General features: G+C 41.7%; 20 protein-coding genes, 1 tRNA gene and 1 other annotated feature. Of the genes, 12 read left to right on the top strand and 9 right to left on the bottom strand.

The features are described 5' to 3' along the window. Nucleotides 1-85: 85 nt before the first annotated feature. The 8 genes from G4P69_RS18860 to G4P69_RS18830 all read right to left on the bottom strand — a co-directional run bounded on the left by G4P69_RS18860 (nucleotide 86) and on the right by G4P69_RS18830 (nucleotide 8545). A complete protein-coding gene (locus tag G4P69_RS18860) occupies nucleotides 86-4621 on the bottom strand; it encodes an nSTAND1 domain-containing NTPase (protein WP_208342981.1) in 4536 nt (1511 codons plus the stop codon). 316 nt (nucleotides 4622-4937) lie between these two features. After that, entirely contained in the window at nucleotides 4938-5258 is a 321-nt protein-coding gene (locus G4P69_RS39315; protein WP_208350841.1) for a transposase, read from the bottom strand. Next, nucleotides 5218-5466 carry a transposase gene (locus tag G4P69_RS39975; RefSeq protein ID WP_310834390.1) on the bottom strand — a complete coding sequence of 83 codons (249 nt, stop codon included), beginning with the start codon at nucleotides 5464-5466 and terminating at the stop codon, nucleotides 5218-5220. Before G4P69_RS39975 ends, G4P69_RS39315 begins: the two co-directional genes overlap by 41 nt. 48 nt (nucleotides 5467-5514) lie before the next feature. Beyond that, a complete protein-coding gene (locus G4P69_RS18845) occupies nucleotides 5515-5736 on the bottom strand; it encodes a hypothetical protein (protein ID WP_208342975.1) in 222 nt (73 codons plus the stop codon). A gap of 11 nt (nucleotides 5737-5747) precedes the next feature. Beyond that, entirely contained in the window at nucleotides 5748-5939 is a 192-nt protein-coding gene (locus G4P69_RS18840; protein WP_208342974.1) for a hypothetical protein, read from the bottom strand. 65 nt (nucleotides 5940-6004) lie between these two features. After that, complete coding sequence (locus G4P69_RS39310) at nucleotides 6005-6229, bottom strand: hypothetical protein (RefSeq protein ID WP_243902475.1); 225 nt, start codon at nucleotides 6227-6229, stop codon at nucleotides 6005-6007. A gap of 1 nt (nucleotide 6230) precedes the next feature. After that, entirely contained in the window at nucleotides 6231-7418 is a 1188-nt protein-coding gene (locus tag G4P69_RS18835) for a caspase family protein (RefSeq protein ID WP_243902474.1), read from the bottom strand. Nucleotides 7419-7663: 245 nt separating this feature from the next. Further along, nucleotides 7664-8545, bottom strand: coding sequence for an aminoglycoside phosphotransferase family protein (locus tag G4P69_RS18830; RefSeq protein ID WP_208342972.1), 882 nt, complete (start codon nucleotides 8543-8545; stop codon nucleotides 7664-7666). Nucleotides 8546-9050: 505 nt separating this feature from the next. Here G4P69_RS18830 and G4P69_RS18825 point away from each other — a divergent pair. The 12 genes from G4P69_RS18825 to G4P69_RS18770 all read left to right on the top strand — a co-directional run bounded on the left by G4P69_RS18825 (nucleotide 9051) and on the right by G4P69_RS18770 (nucleotide 20648). Further along, nucleotides 9051-9251 (top strand): hypothetical protein, encoded by a 201-nt coding sequence (locus G4P69_RS18825; RefSeq protein WP_208342969.1) that lies wholly within the window; start codon nucleotides 9051-9053, stop codon nucleotides 9249-9251. A 136-nt stretch (nucleotides 9252-9387) separates the two neighbouring features. Then, complete coding sequence (locus G4P69_RS18820; RefSeq protein WP_208342967.1) at nucleotides 9388-10113, top strand: hypothetical protein; 726 nt, start codon at nucleotides 9388-9390, stop codon at nucleotides 10111-10113. Nucleotides 10114-10145: 32 nt separating this feature from the next. After that, a tRNA-Ser gene (locus tag G4P69_RS18815) sits at nucleotides 10146-10215 on the top strand. Nucleotides 10216-10405: 190 nt separating this feature from the next. Next, nucleotides 10406-11839 (top strand): VWA domain-containing protein, encoded by a 1434-nt coding sequence (locus tag G4P69_RS18810; protein ID WP_208342965.1) that lies wholly within the window; start codon nucleotides 10406-10408, stop codon nucleotides 11837-11839. Nucleotides 11840-12081: 242 nt separating this feature from the next. Continuing rightward, nucleotides 12082-12137: a sequence feature (23S ribosomal RNA rRNA prediction is too short), on the top strand. A gap of 93 nt (nucleotides 12138-12230) precedes the next feature. Further along, nucleotides 12231-13058 (top strand): hypothetical protein, encoded by an 828-nt coding sequence (locus G4P69_RS18805; RefSeq protein WP_208342962.1) that lies wholly within the window; start codon nucleotides 12231-12233, stop codon nucleotides 13056-13058. 128 nt (nucleotides 13059-13186) lie between these two features. Further along, nucleotides 13187-13867, top strand: a complete 681-nt coding sequence (locus tag G4P69_RS18800) for a HesA/MoeB/ThiF family protein (RefSeq protein WP_208342960.1) — start codon at nucleotides 13187-13189, stop codon at nucleotides 13865-13867. A gap of 174 nt (nucleotides 13868-14041) precedes the next feature. Then, nucleotides 14042-14341: a type II toxin-antitoxin system HigB family toxin gene (locus tag G4P69_RS18795; RefSeq protein ID WP_208342958.1), complete on the top strand. Its 300-nt coding sequence runs from the start codon at nucleotides 14042-14044 to the stop codon at nucleotides 14339-14341. After that, nucleotides 14325-14762, top strand: a complete 438-nt coding sequence (locus G4P69_RS18790; RefSeq protein ID WP_208342957.1) for a helix-turn-helix domain-containing protein — start codon at nucleotides 14325-14327, stop codon at nucleotides 14760-14762. The genes G4P69_RS18795 and G4P69_RS18790 overlap by 17 nt, the downstream gene beginning before the upstream one ends. Before the next feature lie 30 nt (nucleotides 14763-14792). Then, entirely contained in the window at nucleotides 14793-15032 is a 240-nt protein-coding gene (locus tag G4P69_RS18785) for a helix-turn-helix domain-containing protein (protein ID WP_208342955.1), read from the top strand. A 104-nt stretch (nucleotides 15033-15136) separates the two neighbouring features. Continuing rightward, on the top strand, nucleotides 15137-16090 hold the full coding sequence (locus tag G4P69_RS18780; protein ID WP_208342953.1) for a class I SAM-dependent methyltransferase: 954 nt from the start codon (nucleotides 15137-15139) through the stop codon (nucleotides 16088-16090). Between the two features lie 269 nt (nucleotides 16091-16359). Beyond that, entirely contained in the window at nucleotides 16360-18891 is a 2532-nt protein-coding gene (locus G4P69_RS18775; RefSeq protein ID WP_208342951.1) for a glycogen/starch/alpha-glucan phosphorylase, read from the top strand. Between the two features lie 383 nt (nucleotides 18892-19274). Then, on the top strand, nucleotides 19275-20648 hold the full coding sequence (locus tag G4P69_RS18770) for a DUF2252 domain-containing protein (RefSeq protein ID WP_208342949.1): 1374 nt from the start codon (nucleotides 19275-19277) through the stop codon (nucleotides 20646-20648). Between the two features lie 40 nt (nucleotides 20649-20688). On the opposite strand, the gene G4P69_RS18765 is transcribed toward G4P69_RS18770, so the two are convergent. Next, on the bottom strand, nucleotides 20689-20812 hold a 124-nt coding region (locus tag G4P69_RS18765), incomplete at its 5' end, for a transposase (RefSeq protein WP_208342993.1).

The following is a 20812-nucleotide window of genomic DNA, read 5'->3' as shown; positions in this document are numbered from 1 at the left end:
GAGAAACAGCTGACTAAATAATTTTACAAAGATTAAACTGAACAGGATCTGCATAAGCAACACTCTGAGTATCGTGAGATATCACCTACGGGGTAGTTCTTGTAGTGTTTTGATGGCTGTCACAAAAATGCCGATCCCTCTGATTCACATTGGATTGAATCTGCAAATATTCCTGTAGGCGATCGCAACCCTTAGCAAGTAAAGCATCTAATTTACCAATTTCCCACAAATTAGCACTCCCATCCTCGCTAATGGTAGCCAAGGTACTACTGTCAGGACTTAAAACAACGCTTTTGATTTTGCTGTTATAGACTTTAATTTCTCCCATCTTGAGTCCCTCCATATACCACAAGCTAACAGTATTGCCTTGTTGAACAAAAGCGGCTAAGCTACCATCATTATTAGCGCTGATACTATTAAATTCTGTTTCACTTCCAAGATCAGGGATAGTTTGTAATTGCCTTCCCGATTTCAGATCTAACTGTACGATACTTTTGTAGGCTTTACTCGGTTGATCTAAACCAACTAACAGAGTTTCGTCTTTTGATGTCCAAATGATATTATTAATAATAATAGTTTTTGCATAAGGAAATGGAGCGCGATTTTGCCTACCTGAAGATACATCCAAAAAATAGACTTTTTTGTCATTTCCAGTAACCGCTAGCAGTTGCTGCCTATTAGGTTTAATGTTAGGTTTAAAACGCAGATCACTTGTAGGGTCATATTTTTCAACCAATTCTCTGTACTTTTGACTTGCTAAATCTATTATACCGACTGTTCCATTTTTGCTTAGAGTTGCTAATTGTTTGTTGTTGGGACTAAACCGTAAACTCTTGAAGACAGGGAAATTCAAGTTAAATTGCTCAACTAGATTGCCAGATCCATTTAACAAATGGACAGATCCATCTACTGCTTGAGTTGCTATCACTGTACCGTCGTGATTAAATGTAAGAGTATTTACTTTTTCTGGAAGTTTTTGCAAGTGAGTTGGCTGTTGTTGTTGCAAAGTCCAAAGACGGAGAGTACCATCAGCACTAGCAGTAGCTAGAAGTTCACCATCTGAGCGAAAATTGAAACTTGCGATTTGACCTTTATGTCCTTTGAGTTCGCTAATCTTGTTGCCATTTGAGTCGAACAAGTGTATGGTACCATCGTTGAATCCGGCAGCAGCAAGCTGTTTACCATCTCGGCTGAAATTAACATCAATATTCCGACCAAGTAACCGTTGCAAGTTGTTTTTGTTTTCTTGCCATTTCCACAAATAACTTTCGGCACCTAGTGCGCTTCTACCTCCTCCATATATAATTGCTATTTCCTTGCCAGTAGCACTCAGTATGACTTTATCAACCTCAACAGCAGACTTGATGGTTTTACGTAATTGTGGAAAAGAGGTATTAAACACCCCGACGGTTTTACTATCTAGAGTTTTAGTGACTAACAATAGCTGATTATTGGATTGGAAACCAGCAGTGACAATTTTGTTTTGAGGTATTTGGAATTGTTTGTATCCGTTGTTCGATAAACTCCACCAACGAGCAATACCGTCTTGTGCAACGCTAACAAGTTGACTACCATCCGGATTAAAACTGAGACTTGTAATCGCACAGGAGTCTTCACATTGCTTTTTTTGTAATAATTTTGCCTCCTTTTGAGTTTGCCAATCCCAAAGCAAAATACTACCTTTATTTGTCCCGATAGCAAGTTTACTACCATCAGGACTAAAAATGATCTGTTCGACTAAGTATTGATTTCCTGGTAACTTAGCTAATTCCTTAGCTTGTTTGTTGAACATTTGGATAGTACCATTATTGTCAGTACTAACTACTAATAGTTTGACATCATTACCATTTTTCTGCCAAAAAATATTTCTAACTCCACTAGGAAACCCTCCTATTTTGTTGGATTCTTTGACTGTATAAACTGCCTTTCGCAACGTTCTGATGACTTTAGTTTGTTCTTCTTCTTTTGGTGGAGGTACTTTTAATAACAATTGAGTCTTAAGGGATTCTCCTGCCGATACACTATTGATTAAGGGATCTAAAGTCAATTGATTTGAACGTAAGTCAGCATCTGCGGATTCGCTATGGGTAAGCATTTGATTTATCTTTGCTTGTCTAAGATTTATTAATGCCCAAAGTGTTAATCCGCTCAATCCCAGTATGACTGCGATCGCAATGCGCCACCGCCAGCTAATGTTCCGACGCTTTTGTAAAACACTTTGCTCTACAAACTCAGTTTCTATATAGTTAAACCAATTTTCGTCCGAGTGAAGTTTCTTATTCAAGATATCAAGATAAGGATTAGTACTCCAAAGAAACTCTACAGGTTTCCCTCTAGAAACGTTTTGCTGATTCTTTTTTCGCAACCATTGTTTAAAAACCCGATCATTGACTTTATCAAATAATTTCTCAGCTTTGTAGAGTTTACGATCCAAACAATCAATAACAACTTGAATATTAGCTTGATAATTGGATAATTGTTTCTGATTTTTAACGCTGTTCCACTCTTCAGCCGCAGGTGTTAGCCGTCGCTGTAAAATTATATTTTCTTCCTCTTGTTTCTTCCACATCAATAACTTATTCCATCCCTGCACCAAAGCATCATGCGCTGGCTCAACATAAGGTTGACCTTGGGGATTGGAACCTTCAACGATTAAGCGGGCATCAGAAAAGCGTCTGATAACCATTTGTACACGTTCGTTTTCTTCTTTGTCTGGATACTCTAGTTCAGACTTAGGCACTTGTCGCTTTGTTGACTCTCCGCCTTGCAATGAAATCATTCGCAGCATGACTCGACGTACTGTGTCTTTGTAGGCAGGGTTTAGCGCAACTAATTGATCATATTCCTGGTTAGCACGTTGCGTCAGAGAACCTACAACTCTTCCCAACTCTTCATAATCTTTCTTTGTTAAAGCGCGGTTATTTCTAGTGCGATCACCTAAATACTTCAGGTACAATTCGCTAAGAGTAAAAGAAAGCAAGGGTAAAGCACCTGGCATTTGTACAACTTCGTTGATTAACTCGTCTACCAAGGTCGGTGGATCAAAGTAAACTACTTTTTCCGATGCTGGTTTCTCAATAACTTCCCGGAATTCATCCTGAGTCATCGGTGGCACAACAAATCGTGTATCCTCATTCCAGAATTCCTTAAGGACAGAGTTTTGAAATTGGGCTTCAAAATCGAGGCGCAGCGTAATAACTACATGAATTTTTTGCGGATATTGGGCGATAGCATTTTTGATCACCTTCAAAAACTGTTCTCGTTCTTTCTCACTCTTACAAAGAGTTATCAACTCTTCAAACTGGTCAATTGGCAATAATAATTTTGTTTTGGGATAAATTTTACTCCACGCTCGAATGCTTTTTGCCAAAGCTAGTTCATCTTTTGCCAGTTCTGAAACTGCTATTGATAAACCCACTTGTGCCAAAGCCTTTAAAGGACTTTCCCCTGGTCGCATTGGGTCTAAAATCTTAAATTGATGCTCTTGAGAATTACGCAAACAAGGCAATAACCCAGCTTTCATTAGGCTAGATTTCCCTGTTCCAGAAGCACCCACAATTAATGTTAATGCCCGTCGGTTATTATCAATTGCTTTATTGCACAGCTTTTCGATCAGATCTTGTCTACCAAAGAATAAATGACTGTCTTTCTCGTCGTATGACTGCAATCCTCGGTAGGGATTATTTTCTAAGTTTAGCGGTGGTGCATCTCCCAATCTATCGCGGTCAAAGCCAGGTAACAAAAAGATGAATTCGCCTTTTTCATGTTTTTTTAACGGATACAGACCAGGGGTTTGTGGCTTAAAGAGATTTTCTGTGAGGACTTCAACCTTATCCCGTAGATATAAGTAAAGTTCAGTTGCCGTGATGATAGTATCTTGATTTAAATCAGCACTTTTTTGAGATCTTCCTCCACGTAAGGCGTCAAAAAGAGCTGTTGCAAAGGGAGAGTGAATTTCGTTTTGGTCTATTACTTTTCCTCGGTATCCCAAAGAATCTAAAGCTTTCTGATCGTCAGCAGCTGAAGTAATAACTTGCCAAGCGCGATCGCTAATGAACCTGTCGTAGCGTTCCTTATATACTTTAAGTTTCGGTTCAATGTCTCGCTGAACACTTGTCCAACGGAATGCTCCCGCAAAGCAACAATCTAAAATTACTAACATATGCCGACAAGGAAGTGCGTTTAGAGCATCATGTAAGTCCTGCATCGGCAAATAGGTACTGTCATCATCTAATTTAGCATCTTGAGGAATGAGATAACCTACTGGCCCGTCTTGACTATCCAAAGCATCTTTGGCAATTCCATGTCCAGCAAAGTAAAAGAAGATGCGATCATCTTCAGTAACTGTCACGTTTTTTTTGTCAAAAAGTATTTGTGCTTTTTTGAAGTCTTGAATTAGCCTCTGAAAATTGTTGAGGGTTGCGCGTTGATTTAGTATCAACTGGACTTGATACTTATTTTGTGCTTGATATTCCGGTTTTAGACCCCGATGTTGCTGTTGGATGATTTCAGCAAGTTTGAGAGCATCTGGAACTGCTGTTTCTAACTCTCTTATGCCATTTTGATACTTATTAATACCAATGATGATAGCGTAATTACGGTTAAAACTAGATTTACGCATTAATACCCTCCTATGTGCATGAATTCCTATCGGGAGAAAAGCACTCATCCTAAGTAGCGCTGAGCTGGGAGACAGCGCTACTACAAACAAAACCGTACAAAGCCCCTTCCGGGCGGGGGTAGGGTGTAGGGCAAGAATTAGCCCGCGAGCGTGAGGTTTAAAGCCTCGCTTTGAAAGTGGGCGAAAAAATCCTTGTATTACACTTCGGTTGAAACCTCACTCATATTGTGGGTGGCTTTATGTTTTCCCTACACCCTATCCCCTACACCCTACACCCTGTGCTTGTTGCTCCAATGCTGCTGGAATATAGCGGTTCTCAGTTGGGTGCAATATAGTAGCAACAGTGGGTAAACCATCCAATAATGTCTTGATTCGTGACTGTTGTTAGGGCATCTGTAATGGCTCGATCTAATTCTTCATAGGTTCTGGCGGCAAGCGATGCCTGCGGCGGGCTGCGCCTACGTAAACACTCTTTTACCTTAGACCAACAGTTTTCAATTGGCGAAAAATCAGGAGAGTAGGGAGACAAATAAACCAATCTTGCCCCGACAGCTTCAATTGCTTCTCGGATACCTGCCACTTTGTGGGAACTGAAATTATCCATAACAACGCAAGCACCAGTCCAAAGTTGAGGCACTAAGACGCTTTGTGACATAAGTATAAAATGCATTTGTATCTGTGCCACCTTGAAATGTCATAGATGCTATCATCCCTTCTATGGACATAGCCCCAATCATTGTAACATTTTTTCCACGTCCATCAGGCCGATCACCGTAAGCACGACTGCCTTTGCTCGCACGAGCAAAGTGTCGAGTCATAGCAATATTAACTCCTGCTTCATCGATAAATACGATTTGCAGCTAGGTTTACGGTTCCAATAGTTGTCCAATACTCTACTCTAAGTTTTTGTACTCGCTCAGTGTATCGCTCACTGGCATGTATTGTTTTTTTTTGCGTGTTAAATTCAGCTTTTGGGTGATTCTCCCCATTGTGGCTCGACTTATTTTTACTCCAGCCTTTTCTTGTAGGCGATACCTTCGGTGAGCTTCGCTAACGCACAACTCAACCAGAATAGCATCGTTATCTTCCTCCACCAAGAGTACAACCAAAGCCATTTGTTCGCTGTTTAATTTGGGTGATTGCCCTCCAGAGTGTGGCTTTGCTTCAATTGTCCCACATAAACGCTCTGCGCCTCAGTAGGCTCTGAACAAAAGTTAAACTCACACGCTTCTCGTTTCGCTAATTGGCGTTGAGAGCCTTCTCCATTATTGTAGGCATCAATGAGTTTTTGGCGTAGATCGGTGGAGTAAGGTTTCATATTAATACACACGGTTATTGATATACTCCATCTTCCCACACTGTATTTCACTCAAGTGAGAACCGCTATAGTTGTTCGTGTTCCTGAGAAATAGGGGTAGAATCTAAGGGTCGAACTGTAGTGATTGTGATTTCTTCAGCGTACCAGTCGTCATATTTCGCCGTACTTTTGGGTTCGATTTCGCGATTTTGGGTTCGATTCATCAAACGCCCAAGACTGCTTTGATTTTGAGAATCTACATCCCGTGATATGGGTGGACGAGGTGCATCTAGTTTGTCTTGAGTTAGCAATCTAGTCTCCTTCTAAGTAGACTCCTAAAGGCGGTAGGGGTAAACTGGTAACAACCGCTTTAAATGTGCTATCTGTAGGTGGGTTTTGTATACCTTCGATATCTATTTTACTCTTGGTGGGCAATACCTGAGTGACTTTTGCCGTAGCTAGTGATTTTGAAGGATCGTGTAAGTCGTCAAGATTGGCGTCAAAGGGAAACAGTGCAAGTAAAGTTGTTTCGCTGCCTTTTGGTTGCTGAACTCCGTGAACAGATCCGCCTTCAATCACCCACCCATAGGTTTTGTCGTTCTTAACAATAAAGTAGGGTTGAAGTGGGGCGATCGCGCCATCTAAGAAAAACTTATTTTCATCGTCTGTATTAGACATCTCCAACTGAGGAGACTGCTCTCTAATTTTACTGCGGATAATGGCGTTTGTTCGCCCAAACAAATCACGATAAGTTAGCTTTCCGTTAGCTTTAGAAAGCGTATCCATTAAAAAATAAGAGAAACCACCTCGGTGTTGATCACCACCGTAATACTCTTTAGCTGTTTCATAATCTCGACAAGCTGCTAAAAGAACATGACGACCTTTCGGCATTTTCCAGCCTGTGGGGTTATCTTCTGGCTTAGAACGCTGAGGATCTAATAGGCGCGTTAAATCGTCTTTCGTAAAAATAAAACTTTCTAATGGGCGTTCTCTTTTATCCGCAGGAAAGCGACGTACTTGTGTTTCTTGCATTGGATCTTTTGTCCCAGATCCAGAGTGGCAGCAGTCCATAATGATTGTTATATGCGGGTTATTTTCTGCCACTTCAGCAATCAGTAGTGCCAATTCTTTATCTGCTAAATCCCAGCCATTCTCGTTGCGACTGTCATAACACACTAAAGTTTCATCAAGGTGGTCTGGTTCTAGTTCCCAAAATTCTTTGGGTGTTAATTCTTGCGAACCATGGCCACTATAATAAAATAAAACTATATCATCTTGTCCCGCTTGATTAAGATGCTTGCGGAAGCCATCAATAATTGCCTGACGGGTTGCTTTTTCATCTTTAAGGGTTTGTAAATGCAACTGGTATTCCCTCTTATCAAACCGTTCGTTAAGATATTCCTCTACTGTTGAAATGTCATTAACGCAGCCTTGTAGACGGTTAACTGGGGTAGGATAATTGTCTATACCAACTAATAATGCGTATAAATTACGACTCATTATGATTTTTCTCTCCTAAGTAGAGCAACTCAGATAAGTCCTGAAATAAATACTGGCAGTCTGTCTGTACCCTTCAAAATAAAATGACCCTGTGATGTTAACTTTCCTAAACGGAAAGCCTGGAGAACTGTCCTTTCGTTTTCTTAATAGGTGTCAGCACATATCAACTTATGCACTTTATGGGAAAAAGCAGAAAACTCCTCCTTTAATGGAGCGATCGCCCCTAAGTACCCTAATAAAACCTACTATCCATGTAGAGCAAGGCGAGGAAATATTTTCTTACCCATAAGCGCGTGTCTTGGGTTATCAACTAACCCCGTGTCTAGTAACAACACACCAAAAACTATTGCCCATCCCAAGGCTCTTTGCAACGTCGCTTGAGAAATATTTCCATATTCAGCTATAACTTGCTCACGCGCAGTTCGGGAGGGAAAAAGCATCCATATCGAAGCAAGATCGGTAGCAATATCACCAGATGTTATGTCTCCCCAATCGATGATCCCTGTGATCGATCCATTCTCAACTAAAATATTCCGTGGGTGAAGATCGCCATGCAGCCATGTTGGAAAAACATCAATTGGCGTTTGTAAAGCCTGGTTCCAAATATTTTTGATTTCTCTTGTGATCAGGTTTGTTTTTACTTCCAAACGCTGCATCCGTTCTTCGATAGTAGTTGCTCGCTGATATAGAGGTACACCCCGTACCGGATTTTTTGGTGCATCGGGTGGTGCGGGTATGTGGAGGGAGCGTAAAAATAAAGCAAATGATTTTGCTTGTTCCTCATCAGGTTCTTGCTGATCGGCACTTACACCAGCCAACCAGGGCAATATACTCCATTTCCAAGGATAACGCTGTCCGGGTTTTCCAATTCTACAAGGTGTCGGAACAGCAAGCGTTAAATGCGAGGCTATTCGTGGGAGCCAAGTTTGCTCGTGTTCGATGAGTACTGCTCCGACTTGGCGACGGGGTAGTCTTATACAGAGGCGATCGCCTAATCGAAATATAGCATTATCCCAACCCGCATCAACCATACTAATTGGCAGGTGAGCTAAATCTGGGCACTGTTCCTCCAATAAACTCCTAACCAAGGATATATTTATTTCGACCTCTGATATTGGCGTTCCCATGACATCTCTCCGTTTTATTTTGATAGTTTAGCGATCGCTCCAAGGACGGCACCAAGGACGATCGCCACTCCATATAATATAAGACCAAGCTTTTAGAGCAGCTTGGTCAGGGTTAAGTATAGTGATTTTTAAGTTAATTAGTTATGGAATAAGCTACAACATTAACGGACTAGATTCCGGAAAAGTCTAAATATTTTTTTTCGGTGTAAGCTTTTTACTACAATCCCCGTCAGCAAGCGTGTGGGGAGGGGTTCAAAAAAATTTGTAGTATCCCCTTGACATTATTTGGAGTGTGTATTACATTTGTAGTGTACCAAGAAAAGTTAACAACGAAAGGCAAAACCAAAACTTTTTAAAACCTTAAGAATCCTATAGATGCGGCTTTTGGGGTCGCGATTGGCGTTCGACTGCTCCGAAACCAACAAACGGACGGCTGCAGGATTCGGGTTCGATTCCCGACGGCTCCATTAATATCAGTTCGTAATTAAAACAAGAGGTGATTGCAATGATTCATATTCGATTCGAAGGACGTTCTGTTGATGTCCCAGAAACACAATTGGGAATTGCAGCAGGGATGAATGATGTAGCAGTAAAGGAGCGGGTTGCTCAGCATCTAGATGTGAATAGCGATCGCCTCTCTGCTTACATAATTGATCGCCGTCCTAGCGGGGATTTGATTATTCGCCCTGAAGCTGTATACGGTTAAATTTCCGGGTATTTGTTTATAACCTTTACTCAATGTTTATAACCTTTACTCAATACAGAGGTGAATTCAATGATGTTAGCTAACTCATGTTTAATAACAACTCAATTAGTAAAACTGCATTTAAACAACGTGAGATATGAGCGAACATCGTTTGAGCGAAATTGTGATTGAACGTCCTCGCAATGGAATGAGAATTAGCCTCAAAAAGCTGAAGGGTTTTAAAAAGCAATTACACAAACTTACTGAGGAAGCGAGTCAGGATGGATTATTGAATCCCTACTTGATTAAAGCTAGAAATAAATCGAAGTATCTTTCAGATCATCTCGGTCCCTTGCGTCGGTTTTTGCGTTCAAAAGTCGGGCAGCCGTGGAATGAAATTTACAGCGAACTGTGTCAACGATTAAAGACCAACACAATGACTGGAAAGCATGTTATCGATCATGTGTGGGACTATGTCGAACGGCATGTAGAAATCATTGATGGTCGTTTTTACCGCAAGCCTTATCGAGGTTATCGAATTCAGCTAGAGGTAAACCATCGCGATCAGTTCTATATCCATCCTGAAACTGGAATTCTTTGTGCTGCCGAGAAAATACCTAGAAAGCAGAAGTTAAAGCAGAAGCAAACTGATCTCGTCATCATTGATAATTATCATCAATACCATAAGCTAAACGAGATTTGGTATTTAATTACCTTTGAAGATTTTCCACCCCCACCAACATATTATGTGGCGGATGCTGTCAAAGGTATAATTCATCGTTCTGCTGCAATGTCTAGAGGTAAAATGATTTACGCTGTTAGAAAACAACAGTGTAACAAGAAGGAAATTAGATTTATTTTAAATCAACTTTCTAAAACATAAAATTTTCACTTCGTGCCCTAACTGAAAAAGCTTACATACTAGCCAAATGGAAAAGGCACTTGACTTGAGATCAAGCAACTGCGGGTTCAAATCCCGTGTGTGAATCAACAGCTTTTTCGACTTGCACGAGGTGGTCTTATTTCTTAATTGGCAGTTGTTGCCGCGCCCTGATCACGGAAGCTTACATAGCTCTGCACAAGTTATACACAATGCTTTCGCAACTTGCGCGGTGACTTAATCGCCTCGCGTGCAACATCTGCCTCCTGCAACACTTGGATTAAAGGAGGCTCTTATGACAACCGCAGAACGTGATCTGCGTCTTGAAATGCTCAACAGTTTGCTGACAACTCCTCACCGCAAGCTTGAACAAGTCGCGGAAATTCATCAGTTGATTGTTGAACTTGATCCGATCTTCTACGGACACCTAGCAGTTTGGTATCAGCGTTATGGTGATGTCCGCGACCACAAGGAAGTCTTTGTTGCTCATCTGTTAACTAGCAATTTGGTTGAACACCGAGATGCTGGATTTATGATGCTGCAGGAGTTTCCTCCTTATGAGGTGGCTCGTGTGGTAGACTTCATGAAACAGCAGCAGAATAAACTACCTCGTTCGGCGAGAACTGCGGTACGACGTTACTTGAAGACACGGGAGACCAATCCCGCTGTATTTGATCGCGCAGCGCTACGAGGTCGTAAAGCAATGAAGCACTTATATGCTTCGCTGCACATCAAACCAAATGAGCGAGCAAATGCGATTTTGTTCCGCGATACTCCTCCAGAGGGTTCCTTAGCAAATGTATTGAAGCAGCTTGCTAAAGCAGAAAATGCAGCAGAACAAGCACGGCTGATTGTCGAGTTTAACATTCCTTACACGATCGCAATTGGTGCTATCAAGCAACTTACACCAGTTGTATTGGTGGCTTTAATCAACAGTATGACTCCTGCTGAAGTGATCAACACCCTCAAGTCTCTCCAGGCTAGAGGAGCAATGGATCACCCAGAAGTCAAGAAGCTAATTGATTCCAAGCTAGAAGAAGCGTCTAAAAGTAAGCGTGTCTCAGCATTCAAAGCACAAATTGCCGCTGACACAGCAGATTTTGATGCAGACACCGTTGCTCAATTGTCCAAGGTGACAAACGAACAGGTAAAACAGCGTGGTGAGATTGCACGTCCAACCGCCTTACTGGTGGACAAGTCTGGTTCAATGGAAAATGCGATCGCGACGGGTTTGCAACTCGCTGCTTTGATCTCTGGTATTACTAAGGCAGAACTATTTGTCTACGCTTTCGACACCATTCCTTACGCTATTACGGCAAAAGGCAAGGAGTTAACCGATTGGGAACGTGCTTTCGAACACATTAAAGCAGGTGGTGGTACTAGCATCGGTTGTGCATTGGAAGCAATGCGGAAGAAAAAGCAGGTAGTTGACCAGATAATTGTGGTCACGGATGAGGGCGAAAATGCTGCTCCTTACTTCAGTGAAGTCTACAAGACTTACTGCCGAGAGTTGGCGATCATGCCCAATGTGGTGATTGTCCGCGTTGGTACTCATTACAACTGGGTGGAGACTCAACTCAAGCAACAGCAAGTACCTGTAGATACCTTCACTTTTGCGGGTGACTACTACAGCTTGCCAAACCTCGTTCCACTGTTAACCCGCCCCTCTCGTTTGGATTTGCTGATGGAGATTTTGGATATGCCGTTACCTGTGCGAGATGATAAGTAAGATGTTCCACATCTAGTTTGTGCATTTAGACAACAAAGGGCAAGGGGCATAGGGCATAGGGCATAGGGTTTGAAGCTTTTCCGAAAAATAGAGCAAAATGCAACTTAAATGTGGAAAAGCTTAGCATATAGTATAGTAATATTTTGCGTGCCCTAACTTGTGGAGCCTACATACTATAGTACGAGAGGAAAAGTAACACTGTCGAATACAGTGGGCGTGTGTGAAAGGGGAGTACGAAGAACCTGGGAGGTAGGCTTAGAAGTAGCCATCCTTGAAAGAGTGTGTAAAAACTCACCAGCGGAGTCCCTCTAGTAACTGAGAACGCGCAATGCTCCACTAACTTGCACGCAGAATTATTTCATCCGGAATCAAGAGATCTAAGAGGGTACATATGGCTGATATCCGTAAGCTAATCGATCAAATTGCGATCGCACAAGCACAGTTATATGCCACCCAATTCCTTGCGCCTTGTGTCAAAGGTGGACGAGTCCGCACACGAGTAGCCGGGATGGTCTACACTTTCACGCCAAAGCCCAGTAAATTTGAAGGCTGGGGTATCTTTGAGCCTGTTGATGAAAAAACAGCAACCGTTGTAGAACAAGCAGATTTACCCGAAATTGTAGAATACTTACAACAGTTTTCCCAAATACGACTGCGGTTAGTACACCAACTGCGCTCCCGAACTTGGTTAGCATATCCTGTTAATGAAGTAGATATGCGTCAACGGTTGAAGGTAGTTAAGCCTCTCGCAGTGCATCTAGTAACTGAGGGTGTCACCTTTGAGCAAATTATTGCTCGCCTTATTGGTCATTCTTGCTGGTTTGAGGAAGTAGATCGCCGTAGTGATCCGGCAATTTCTGAAACTTTGCAATCTGCTGTTACGCAACTCATTCCTCCTTCTGAATTACACTTTAAGGGTATAACTCCAGAAATCCGCACAGTTTATGAGTTAGCAATCCAGCGCATTGAGGGATTTGCTCAACCTCAACAGGATGAAAAGCGCTTGAGAAAGGCTTTGCAAATGGGCGGTGGTACCTTAACTCAATTCTATGATCGCGGTGATTATTGGACAGTCGATTGGACAACTGCTGATGGTGTTCGCCATAGTAGCGCGATCGCTAAAACTGATTTGACTGTGATCAGTTCTGGTATTTGTCTAAGTGGAAGAGATCGGGATTTTGACTTGCAATCCTTAGTGGGTGTTATGGAACAACAGTAGTAGTGAGGACAATAATACCCAATTAAAGTTGATTCTGAACGCCAGGTGCTACAACGGGGGGAACCCCCGCAACGCACTGGCTCCTCCTGGATTCTGACTTCTGACTTCTTCTTCAATTACGAATTATTATGAGTATTTTTTTTCACGAACAGCTTCACCGCACTAATCCTGTGATGGCAAAGTTAAAAAACTATAGTGTAACAATTTGTGGAGCTGGAGCATTAGGAGCTAACATAACTGAAAACTTAGCTCGGTCTGGCTTTGATAAACTTACAGTGATAGATCGCGATCGCATTGAAGAGCGCAATCTTTCAACTCAGCCCTACTACCGTTCTGATGTGGGAGCATTCAAGGCGAAGATTTTAGCTAACAATTTATATCGAGCAATTGGTACTAAAGTTGATGCTAAGACAGTTGAGTTAACATCAGCAAATACAACTCGACTACTCCAAAACAGCCAGCTAATTATTGATGTCTTTGACAATAGTGTAGCACGTCAAGCAGTGAAAGATTATGCTGAACAATCAAGCATACCTTGTCTTCATGCTGGACTATCGGCTGATTATGCAGAAGTGATTTGGAATGACGTTTATCGCGTTCCTTCTGAGGTTAATGATCATGTTTGTAATTATCCGTTAGCACGAACCTTGGTGATGTTAACTGTTGCTGTGGCGTGTGAAGCGATTATTTCATTCATTTCCACAGCACAACAGCGTAACTTCAGTATCACTCACAAGGATCTCAGTGTTCAAGCTCTGTTTTTTTCTAGAACTGCAAAACTTGCTAGAGCGCCGGTCAAGTACAAGTAGTTGACCTAAAGTGCAACATATGCGTTTTATGTAAACCGAACTTTTAGGCACTGAGTTTTAATGAGATCTGCGCTCCCTTGCACTACAAGGGAGCTATCGCCAGTCTAACTAGCCAATATTTTGACTATAGCTTTCTGTCTATACTATAATTAGTGAGAGCTTCTAAATTTATGAATGCACGTAATCAGCAAAGTTAAATTGCGGGAATTTTGCGTTAAACACGCTGATGCTGAAGATGCTCTCAATGACTGGTACAAGTTTGCCTGTAAAGCAAACTGGTCTAATTTAGTAGAAGTTCAGAAAAGGTATCCAAAGGCAGAAGCGGTTGGGAACTTTACAGTGTTTAACTTTAAAGGTAATAACTATCGTTTGATTGTAGATATTAGATATTCCAGCCAGACAATTTTTATTAAATACATTCTTACACACACAGAATACGATAAAGAAAGGTGGAAAGATGACCCCTACTTCTAGTCAACAAACCTATACTGACTTATTGATTCAGTATGAGCCTAAGCGAATTAAAACACAACAGGAGTATCAAAGAGCCTTAGCTATAGTAGAGGGGATGATGTCTGGTGAGTTGACAGAGGCTGAAACTGCACTTTTTGAGTTGTTGGTTCTTCTGATTGAGAAATATGAAGAAAGCCATTATCCGATGGGTGAATCTACACTTGGTGCTACCTTGTCATCTTTGATGCATGAGTTTGATGTGGAACCAACTTCTTTAGTTGAGGTTTTTGGCTCTGTTGAGCTTGTAAGGAAAGTGGTTAATGGTGAAGGGAAAGTTAGTCAATCTCAAGCGGAGTCCCTAGCTAAATTTTTTAATGACCATTATTCTGGGTTGTCCCTAACGGCTCTTGACTTTGGACACTCACAAAAGGATAAACAATAACCAATCAGGCGATAAATAAGAGTACAAACTATGCAATCAGCTTTACACATTACAACAAAAATTTTACCAGGGAACAAAATAGAAATTCAAGTCCCAGAAGCTGAGATAGGCGATAGTGTAGATGTATTTGTGGTTTTGCCTCAAAAAGCTGAACCAAAACGTCGTTCTGTATTGGAAATTATAGAAGAAAGCCGCACGAGACATCCTTCTCGAACTGCTGAGGATATAGATAAGCAACTACGAGAAGAACGCTCTTCATGGGACAGCTAATACTTCCATCCGCTAGCATTATTACTAATGATAAACAATTTCGTAATATTACCACTTTACCTGTCATTATCCTAGGTGAAATCTTAACGTCTTGACACTAGATAATGAACAACAAGCTAAAACCTGATTGGGCTGGTGAAAATCTGCTTTCTCAGTTCGTGAATTTGCTCATCCAAACTGAACCTATATACAAGGTGATGAAACATCAGGCTCGGCAAGTTATTATTAAAACTGCTGAGAAAAACGGTATTCCTTGGCGCAAGAATTACGATAGGCTTGCTGCGTCTGGTGTAAAGGACTACCTAAAAGCTCTTACCAATCCCCAAGTTACTTATCCCGACTATTACAAAGTACCATTTCATGCGTACGATGAAGGCAATCTTTGCTGGCAAGCTGCTTTAGAAGCACCTAGCGCTACCTATTCCATGGCTTTGCGGGTGTGGAAAAATGAAAAGTTAACTTGGGAAGCTGCACATAACAGACTTAGAAGCAGCTTTCACAATGTCTTAGAAATCCACGCACCGAAGGAAGTTCGAGATATTTTAGATATTGGGTGTTCGGTGGGGATTTCGACACTCGAATTACACCGCTACTACCAGAAAAAACAAAATTACTCGATTCGTACTGTTGGTTTAGATTTATCACCTTACATGCTAGCTGTTGCAAAAGCGTTAGATACAAATAACGAAGTATCCCAATGGCTCCACGCAAGGGCTGAAAATACGGAACTTCCCGATAATTCCTTTGATTTAGTGACGCTGCAATTTCTTACCCACGAACTACCGAGTGAAGCATCAACAGCAATTTTTCGGGAAGCTTATAGATTGGTACGTCCTGGTGGTGCGATCGCACTAGTCGATAACAATCCTAAATCAACCGTTATCCAAAACCTACCTCCGTTTCTCTTCACTCTGATGAAAAGCACTGAGCCTTGGAGTGATGAGTATTATACGTTTAATATTGAGGAAACTTTAGAAAAAGTTGGTTTCGAGACTCCGGTGACTGTAGCTAGCGATCCGCGTCACCGTACTATCGTTGCGAGAAAACGAGGAAACTAACAATATTTTTAGGATCAGGGTGAAATAGACACGTGCAGGACTTGCGCTCGCTCTGCACGTGTCTGGCTATTTATGGTTGGTATAATCCAAGCTATCAATTTAAGCGTGTTAAAATTTACAATAATTGTGGTTCCTAGTTCTCTATACTCACTTGCCTGTGCAATAGCAGTAAATTGACCGCTGATAAACTTGCTCGGATGTGTACTTTGACTGGTAGAAAAAGTTGACTGTCTTTATTCCACCTACTACCTAGGAAAACTGAGGACTTTATGAATCCACCTGTAGAAACTGTACAACAAGAAAATGTCCGCGTTGAAGATGATCGCACAGGGTTAAGTGTCGAAACCTTAAAGCGCGCGATCGCCGATCATCTATTCTACATGCAGGGTAAATTTCCTGAGATTGCCACCAAAAATGATTTCTATATGGCGTTGGCTTATACCGTACGAGATCGGCTGCTGCGACGCTGGCTCAATACAATCCAAGTCCTCAACAAGCCAAACGTTAAAATTGTTGGCTATCTATCTGCCGAATTTCTCATGGGTCCACATTTGGGAAATAATCTAATCAATCTAGGGATTGAGCATCAGGTACGACAAGCAGTGACAGAGGGCGGTCTAAATCTAGATGAGATCATTGAGCAAGAAGAAGAACCAGGTTTGGGTAATGGTGGCTTGGGGCGTCTAGCAGCTTGCTTTCTAGATTCTCTAGCAACACTAGACATTCCAGCAATTGGCTACGGTATTCGCTATGAGTTTGGGATCTTTGATCAAGAGATCTGTGACGGTTGGCAGGTTGAAATTACTGACAAATGGCTGCGCTATGGCAACCCTTGGGAAATTCAAGATACACAAGCAACTGTTGAAGTAAAGTTTGGCGGACACACAGAAGTCTACACCGACGATAGTGGACGGTACCAGGTGCGCTGGATTCCCAATACAATTGTTACAGGGATTCCCTACAATACACCTATTCCTGGATACAAAACCAATACATCTGCCACTCTAAGGCTTTGGAAGGCTGAAGCTCCAGAATCCTTTGATTTTCAAGCATTCAACACTGGTGACTATTATCGTGCTGTTAACTCTAAAGTAGTTTCTGAAAACATCACGAAAGTTCTTTACCCTAATGATGAGCCAATGGCAGGGAAACAGCTACGCCTAGAACAGGAGTTCTTTTTCGTCTCTTGTTCTTTACAGGACATCATCCGGGTGCAATTGCAGATCGGCAATACTTTAAGTAAGTTGCACGAAAAGTTTGCCTTACAGTTGAACGACACTCATCCTGCGATCGCCGTTGCTGAATTGATGCGTCTTTTAGTAGACGAGCATCAGATGGACTGGGATGAAGCTTGGCACGTTACCCAAAATACGTTTGCTTACACAAACCATACTTTGCTTCCAGAAGCACTGGAAAAATGGCCAGTCAGTATATTTGGTAGCCTGTTACCGAGACATCTGGAAATTATCTACGAAATCAATCGCCGTTTATTGGATGAAGTGCGACTGAAGTATCCTAATGATACAGAGCGTGTGAAACGGATGTCACTAATTGACGAGACAGGCGAACGTTACGTGCGCATGGCGAATTTAGCTTGTGTAGGTAGTCATGCAATTAATGGGGTGGCAGAACTTCATACGCAGCTATTGAAGGAAACTACTCTGCGCGATTTCTATGAATTCTTCCCAGAGAAATTTAGTAACAAGACTAATGGGGTAACTCCCAGGCGATGGATGGTATTGAGCGATCGCAACATGGCAAATCAGATCAGCCGCAAGATTGGGGAGGGCTGGATCAAAAACTTGGAAGAACTCAGGAAACTGGAAGCATTTGTAGAGGATGCTGAGTTCCGCGAAGAATGGCAGCAGATCCAGCATAGTGTCAAGTGCAAGCTAGCAAGTTACATCCACAAGCAAGTTGGTATTGTGGTGAACCCAGAATCGCTGTTTGATATTCAGGTGAAGCGAATTCACGAATACAAGCGGCAACATTTGAATGTGCTGCACATTATTACTCTGTACAATCGTATTAAGCGCAATCCTGATATTGATATTACCCCACGCACATTTATCTTTGGTGGGAAAGCTGCACCAGGCTACTATATGGCTAAGTTGATTATTAAGCTGATCAATTCAGTGGGTGAAGTGGTCAACAAAGATCCAGATGTGCGCGATCGCCTGAAGGTAGTTTTTTTACCAGACTATAACGTAACTTTAGGTCAAAAGGTTTATCCTGCGGCTGATCTGTCAGAACAAATCTCGACTGCGGGTAAAGAGGCTTCTGGGACAGGTAATATGAAGTTCTCCATGAATGGCGCACTGACTATCGGCACGCTGGATGGTGCAAATATTGAGATTCGTGAACAAGTAGGGGAAGCTAATTTCTTTCTGTTTGGTTTGACATCTGCCGAAATAGCAGACTTAAAAGCCAAAGGTTATAACCCTTGGGATCACTATCATTCTAATCCTCAGTTGCGAGAAGTTATTGACCTGATTGCCTCTGGTCACTTCTCCCACGGCGACACCAACTTGTTTAAACCTCTGGTAGATTCTCTACTTTACCAAGACCAATACATGCTGTTTGCAGATTACCAGTCCTATATTGACGCTCAAGATCGGGTGAGCCAAGCTTACCGAGACCAAGAAAACTGGACACGCATGTCAATTTTAAATGTAGCACGAATGGGCAAGTTTTCCTCTGACCGTGCCATTCGAGAATATTGTCAGGACATTTGGAAGGTAGAACCAATTCAGGTGGAACTACAAGATTACGTGCAATCAAAAGCAAGCTTGAAAGCATAACCGTAATCTTCAATACTGCTCGGATAAGAATTTTTGTAGGTTGGGTTGAACGCTCGTGTTACCCAACAAAACCTTATAAGTGTTGGGTTTCGTTCCTCAACCCAACCTACATTAAACTTAACTTTTTGCCTTAACCGAGCAGTATTGCCATAATCTTTCACTATTCATGACGGTAGTAAATTGATCAAGGCGCTCAGCGTTATTCACCTTCTGGAGATTATGTGAACCCCTGATCGCCTTTGATACACAGTGTATTTTCTCGAAAATAGTAATTAATTGTATTTTCAAGCACTTTCTAAACTACTGCTGGAGGTGTTAAAAGAATTGTGGTTGGATGATTGTCCTTAAACAAGAGTTATTTTTTTTACTGCCCAAAAACCATCATGCTAAAACAGTTATCTAAGAACTTCTGCGTTTTGCTCTTAACTTTAGCTTTTGCATCTACGTCTCAAGCTGCTACTCCCCGTTCAAGTTGGGTACAGAATGAAATTTATCAGTACAACCATCCTTATGCTTCTCAATTGCCTCAAGAACTGGCAACGAAAATGCAAAAAATGACGGCTAGCCCTTTTGCCTTTTATCGAGGGACGGATCACATTTTTTACCGCGATATGTCAACGTTACCAAGTTCTCAATTTGTTAATTCCTCTACCTCAGCGATTTGGTTAGAGGGAGATATGCACATGCAGAATCTTGGGGGGATGAGAGATAGCAATGATAATAACGTCTTTGACACGACTGATTTTGACGAGGGTTATCTTGGTCCCTATGTTTGGGATTTGCGGCGTATGGCAGTTTCTATTCTCTTAGCGGCTAAAGAGAATGGTTTGAGTTCCGCTGATGCTCAAGATATTGTGCGGAATTTTTTGGATGCTTACTTGAACAAAATGAGTGATTTTAAGGGAACTAATGATGAACTATCATACCGTTTGGAACAGAGCAATACAAGCGGGGTGGTGAAGGATTTAATTCAGAAGGCAGCCGGTCAGAGTCGTTCTAATTTGCTCAATAAATACACGCAGTTAGATAGCAGTAGCCATCGGGTTTTCCAGACAACTTCTGAACTACAAAGTGTATCGAGCACTACCTACTCAGCTATTGCTGCTGCTATGAGCAGCTACATTGCTTCAATTCCTAGCAGTAAGCGATACAGCAATAGTTACTATACCTTGAAGGATATTCGTCTCAAATTAGGTTCTGGTACTGGTAGTCTTGGTAAGTATCGGTATTACGTACTCATTGAAGGACCTAGTACAGCAAACGATGATGATCGGATTTTGGAAATGAAGCAGGAAGGTAGTAGCGCAGTGGCGATCGCCGCTCCATCTCTGTTACCAAGTTCCGTTTATGATGGTCATGAAGGAAAAAGAGTAACTATTGCCACCAAAGCAATGCTCTCTAATACTGACCCCTTAGTTGGTTACACTACTGTTAATAGTATTCCTTTTTGGGTACATGAAAAATCTCCTTACCAGGTTGACTTTGACTATAAATTGTTAACTACCAAGTCAAAGTTCATGGATGCCATGGGTTATGCAGGGAAGGTCGTGGCTAAAAATCATGCCATTTCTGATCAAGACTATGATAGTACTATTGTTTCTGTAAGTGTTGATAAACAAGTCACTGATATTACAAGTGGTAATAAAGGTGCATTCAAAGATGAAATAGTTAACTTTGCTCTAGATTATGCAACTCAAGTGGAATACGACTACACAAGTTTTGTCAATGCTTACAATCAGGGGGTGACACTCTACTAAAGGGGACTCCTGGCTGATTCAGTTGACGGAGATCGCCCTTTTACAACCTACCACCGGACTGATTTTGGATGTATTGCTTGACAGTTTCCAATGGTGCGCCACCACAAGAAACAATACATTTTGAATCGTGCCAGAGTTTAGCTTTTCCCCAGTAGTACTGATCG

This window comes from Aetokthonos hydrillicola CCALA 1050, assembly GCF_017591665.1.
Lineage (GTDB): Bacteria > Cyanobacteriota > Cyanobacteriia > Cyanobacteriales > Nostocaceae > Aetokthonos > Aetokthonos hydrillicola.
Note: the sequence above shows the minus strand (reverse complement) of the source record. Positions and strands in the feature narration are given on the sequence as shown.

Excerpts from the sequence above, each read along its gene's own strand:
- G4P69_RS18805 (WP_208342962.1), top strand. The coding sequence starts at position 12,231 with ATGGCTGATATCCGTAAGCTAATCGATCAAATTGCGATCGCACAAGCA.
- G4P69_RS18800 (WP_208342960.1), top strand. The coding sequence starts at position 13,187 with ATGAGTATTTTTTTTCACGAACAGCTTCACCGCACTAATCCTGTGATG.
- G4P69_RS18810 (WP_208342965.1), top strand. The coding sequence starts at position 10,406 with ATGACAACCGCAGAACGTGATCTGCGTCTTGAAATGCTCAACAGTTTG.
- G4P69_RS18820 (WP_208342967.1), top strand. The coding sequence starts at position 9,388 with ATGAGCGAACATCGTTTGAGCGAAATTGTGATTGAACGTCCTCGCAAT.
- G4P69_RS18860 (WP_208342981.1), bottom strand. The coding sequence starts at position 4,621 with ATGCGTAAATCTAGTTTTAACCGTAATTACGCTATCATCATTGGTATT.
- G4P69_RS18790 (WP_208342957.1), top strand. The coding sequence starts at position 14,325 with ATGACCCCTACTTCTAGTCAACAAACCTATACTGACTTATTGATTCAG.
- G4P69_RS18780 (WP_208342953.1), top strand. The coding sequence starts at position 15,137 with ATGAACAACAAGCTAAAACCTGATTGGGCTGGTGAAAATCTGCTTTCT.
- G4P69_RS18845 (WP_208342975.1), bottom strand. The coding sequence starts at position 5,736 with ATGGCTTTGGTTGTACTCTTGGTGGAGGAAGATAACGATGCTATTCTG.
- G4P69_RS18775 (WP_208342951.1), top strand. The coding sequence starts at position 16,360 with ATGAATCCACCTGTAGAAACTGTACAACAAGAAAATGTCCGCGTTGAA.
- G4P69_RS18770 (WP_208342949.1), top strand. The coding sequence starts at position 19,275 with ATGCTAAAACAGTTATCTAAGAACTTCTGCGTTTTGCTCTTAACTTTA.
- G4P69_RS18830 (WP_208342972.1), bottom strand. The coding sequence starts at position 8,545 with ATGGGAACGCCAATATCAGAGGTCGAAATAAATATATCCTTGGTTAGG.
- G4P69_RS18795 (WP_208342958.1), top strand. The coding sequence starts at position 14,042 with ATGCACGTAATCAGCAAAGTTAAATTGCGGGAATTTTGCGTTAAACAC.
- G4P69_RS18835 (WP_243902474.1), bottom strand. The coding sequence starts at position 7,418 with ATGAGTCGTAATTTATACGCATTATTAGTTGGTATAGACAATTATCCT.
- G4P69_RS18825 (WP_208342969.1), top strand. The coding sequence starts at position 9,051 with ATGATTCATATTCGATTCGAAGGACGTTCTGTTGATGTCCCAGAAACA.
- G4P69_RS18785 (WP_208342955.1), top strand. The coding sequence starts at position 14,793 with ATGCAATCAGCTTTACACATTACAACAAAAATTTTACCAGGGAACAAA.
- G4P69_RS18840 (WP_208342974.1), bottom strand. The coding sequence starts at position 5,939 with ATGAAACCTTACTCCACCGATCTACGCCAAAAACTCATTGATGCCTAC.